This is a genomic window from Streptococcus sp. NLN64, assembly GCF_015831295.1.
In the GTDB taxonomy this organism is placed as follows: Bacteria; Bacillota; Bacilli; order Lactobacillales; family Streptococcaceae; genus Streptococcus.
This window is the reverse complement of the sequence record NZ_JADXDQ010000090.1, coordinates 1-3217: the sequence shown is the minus strand read 5'-3', so window position 1 is coordinate 3217 and position 3217 is coordinate 1. Positions and strand designations below refer to the sequence as shown.

Below are 3217 nucleotides of genomic sequence, written 5' to 3'. Positions count from 1 at the left end.
TGAGTTAGCAGGCGAAGCCTGCTTGGAGTTTTAGTTTATCTTTTATTACTGTGTTAGCTCGTCTTGCCGTACTTCAGTACTGTCTACGACTCGCTGCCTTGTACTAAAAGTAAACTAAAAGACTATAATCCTCTTCGCCGAACCCTTTTGATTGCGTGCCTTGCACGCTTTAGCGATAATATTCAACAGGTCTCCCAGACCTGTTGAACTATCTTCATCGGATTGATGGCAAGCGACGCTTGCTTCATTACCTATAAATTTTAATCCAATTCCTGGATTATACTCTTTTAGTTTATCTTTTATTACTGTGTTAGCTCGTCTTGCCGTACTTTAGTACTGCCTGCGACTCGCTGCCTTGTACTAAAAGCAAACTAAAAGACTATAAAATTCGTTTCAGATTTCGAACTGTTTCGAGTATTACTTTTCTCCTGGTAGGGCTCGTAGTTGAGTCAACTGTTCAAAGCTATAGGCTGTTTGAATAACCTTTTCATCCTCACCTACTTTGGCAAAGAAGGTTGCTCCAACTGGTGTTTCATTGATTCGTCCAAAGGGAACCGTGAGTTCCGGTGCGCCAGCAACAGCTGCAAGAAGAACATTACTGTAGTCTTTAGCGACAAGTATATCCAGTTCCCGATTATCAATGACCTGATTCAATTTGTCTTGAGCGATTTGAATAATATGTCTCACTTTGGGATCGTTTCGTTTAGGTCGCAAGGCTTTTTCCAAAAGATTCTGACCATAGCGCATCCTCACCTCTGGATCCTGCCTATTGAATTCAATCAATTCTCGCAAGGAATCAATCGGTGCTCCTGCAGTTTCTAAATAGTGGTTCAAATCTTTCTCAAAGTCATTTTTTAGAATAAATTCCAAATCAATCTTACGCGTATCAACGTCTACAGTTACCACTTGAGCTCCTAGATCTTCTAGAGTCTCTATCAGTCGCTTATCAAAATCTTTATCCGAATGTAAAAGACCAATTCTTTTTCCCTTGATAAAATCAGTTTCTAAAGAAAGAGAAGGATCTTTGTCACTGGCAGCACAGTAAGTTAGATAAGCATCTTCAACTGTCTTTGTGAGGGGACCGAGAGTATCTAGAGCATAGCTAATCGGAACGACCCCTTCACCGTTGATCTCACCACGGGTCGGTTTGTAGCCAACAACAGAGTTAATACTCGCAGGAGCTATTATAGAGCCACAGGTTTCCGTTCCAAGGCTAACTGTTGCTAGATCCATCGCCATCGCAACAGCACTGCCAGAGCTGGATCCCAGAGGACTTATCACAAGAGGATTGAAGGGATTGGTTGTCTGTCCCTTTTTAGCACTATAGCCACTTGGATTTTTTGTACTCATGTAATAAGACATCTCAGATAGGTTGGTCTTTCCCAAGAGGATCGCTCCATTCTCTAGAAGCTTGTCAACGACAGGAGCATTTTTAACAGGGATAAAATCTTTGAGTCCATAAGCTCCCGCACTTGTCGGCATGTTATTGGTGTTAATATTTTCCTTAACCAAAACTGGGATTCCTGCTAAAATCCGATTATCTTGCTTCTCATCAAACTTCCGGGCCTCAAGCATGGCGGTGGGGTTTATTTCACTCACTGCATTGTTGCCTTGTCTACTCTGATCCTCCTTGATCTTTAAGAGATAACATGCGACTAAATCCTGATGACGAATGTGTCCTTGGCGCAAAACCTCTTGTAACTCTCTGAGAGATTTTTGTTCCATTAAGGAGGCCTTTGCCCGCACGCTCTCGATATCAACCCCGGCCAGCTGCTGATCAATCGCCGCAATCACCTGGTGATTGCGAAAAGCAAGACTCTCTTCCTTAGCTGGCTTGTGCGACTGGAAGTATCGATACAAAGCAGCCGCTCCGAGGGTTGCGGTAGTAAGAACAATACCTGAGGTCCATAGAACTATTTTTTTCACCTTCATGTCTTTTTTCCTATTCTTTGACTTATACTGTTTCTAAGTGGTTTTGCCGAACCCCTAACCTCAAAGATCCCAATCTCAAGTGATTGGGATCTTTGAAGGCTAATGAGCTGAAGAATTCATCTCTTCTGTAACGTCTTTAGGTTGATAAGCAGAGATAATCTGCGATACCAGGGGATGACGAACAACATCTTGCGTTGTCAGATGGATAAATCCAATGGTCTGCAGGCGTTTTAACTTGTCCATGGCATCCAGCAACCCCGATTTTTGCTTATGAGGTAAGTCAATTTGACTGATATCCCCATTGATAATCATTTTGGAGTTAAACCCTAGCCTAGTCAAGAACATTTTCATCTGCAGGACGGTTGTATTTTGCGCTTCGTCCAAGATGACAAACGCATCATCCAGTGTCCGCCCCCGCATGTAGGCAAGCGGCGCAATTTCAATCACTTCTCGCTCCAGCAAACGGTTGGTCTGCTCCTTCCCAAGAATCTTATGTAGAGCATCATAGACTGGTCGAAGGTATGGATCCACTTTTTCCTTGAGGTCTCCTGGTAAAAAGCCCAAGCTTTCTCCGGCTTCAACTGCCGGACGTGTTAGAATAATCCGTTTGACTTGTCCACGCTTTAGGGCACGTACAGCTAAGGCAACTGCCAAAAAGGTCTTACCGGTACCGGCTGGGCCAATCCCAAAGACAATATCCTGGTTCTTAACCGCATCAACGAGGAGCTTTTGCCCTGGGGTCTTGATTCGAATGGATTTTCCTTGGAAATCTGTTAGGACTTCCTCCTCATAAAGAGCGACAAACTGATGGAGACGACCTTCCTTGGACATATTCATGGCCGTCACAACATCGGTTAAAGCAATTTGCATACCACGATTTACCAGTACCTGTAGAGCCTGAATAATCGCTTTCGCCTCCAAAGCCTGCTCCTCGGATCCTAGAATCTGTACCCGCTCGGTCCTTGCATGGATGACCACATCCAAATAATCCTCCAATAATTTCAGATTCCGCTCATTGGAACCAAATAAGAGCAACAAATCATCCGGGTGGTTTAAGGTTAACTCAGTTGAAAATTCTTGCAAACGATTCTCCTTTTTTGCTTCTTTCCTATCAGTATAACAAATTCCCAGCCCCTTGTCTTTTCTCAATGGGATAAAGTATGTGTCAAGTTATTCTCGGAAATTTGAAAAATCAGTCTCAAATCTAGGGCGTGCGTGAATTTCAGTTTGCAAAATTGCAAAAACACATAAATATCAATGTCATTCAAATTGAATGATTCAGTAA

General features: G+C 43.1%; 2 protein-coding genes. Both read right to left on the bottom strand.

Annotated features, from left to right (window positions below; all coding sequences use genetic code 11):
• Positions 1 to 417: 417 nt before the first annotated feature.
• A complete protein-coding gene (locus tag I2503_RS09085; RefSeq protein ID WP_196967745.1) occupies positions 418 to 1932 on the bottom strand; it encodes an amidase family protein in 1515 nt (504 codons plus the stop codon).
• A 99-nt stretch (positions 1933 to 2031) separates the two neighbouring features.
• Complete coding sequence (locus I2503_RS09080; RefSeq protein ID WP_196092160.1) at positions 2032 to 3015, bottom strand: PhoH family protein; 984 nt, start codon at positions 3013 to 3015, stop codon at positions 2032 to 2034.
• Positions 3016 to 3217: the final 202 nt, after the last annotated feature.

Bases quoted from the DNA above. Each gene is read 5' to 3' on its own strand.
- I2503_RS09085 (WP_196967745.1), bottom strand. From the start codon at position 1,932: ATGAAGGTGAAAAAAATAGTTCTATGGACCTCAGGTATTGTTCTTACT.